2 tRNA genes are annotated in these 503 nt (G+C 42.9%); both read right to left on the bottom strand.

Going from position 1 to position 503, the window contains the following annotated elements:
* Positions 1–175: 175 nt before the first annotated feature.
* A tRNA-Ala gene (locus C2M29_RS09265) sits at positions 176–251 on the bottom strand.
* A 53-nt stretch (positions 252–304) separates the two neighbouring features.
* Positions 305–381: transfer RNA gene (locus tag C2M29_RS09260), tRNA-Ile, on the bottom strand.
* Positions 382–503 lie beyond the last annotated feature (122 nt).

Genomic DNA, 503 nt, shown 5'->3' with positions numbered 1-503 from the left:
GGCATATTTCTTTACTTATTGAGAACTCTAAATCATTCAAAATTGAACAATTCAAAGTTTTTATCAGCTTTCCAAATTTTTAAAGAGCAAGAGAATTACTTCTCAGAGTTAAACACACTCTATTCTCAGGGCATTTCCCCGAAAGAATGTTTATCTATAAGAAGGAGTAGTAAAGTGGTGGAGCTAAGCAGGATCGAACTGCTGACCTCCTGCGTGCAAGGCAGGCGCTCTCCCAGCTGAGCTATAGCCCCACATTACTAGGATACGTGCATTGTTTATAACCGGTCTTTGCTTTGAAGCAAAGTGGTGGGTCTGAGTAGACTTGAACTACCGACCTCACGCTTATCAGGCGTGCGCTCTAACCAGCTGAGCTACAGACCCAAACAATGACGTTTGTTCTCTATTTCATAATCAACAATCATCTGTGTGGACACTGCGAACAAATTCGTTCTAAATCGTATAAGGAGGTGATCCAGCCCCAGGTTCCCCTAGGGCTACCTTGT

The sequence above is a fragment of the Pseudoalteromonas sp. T1lg48 genome, from assembly GCF_002964785.1.
Classification (GTDB): Bacteria; Pseudomonadota; Gammaproteobacteria; order Enterobacterales; family Alteromonadaceae; genus Pseudoalteromonas.
This window is presented reverse-complemented; position numbering and strand designations above follow the sequence as displayed.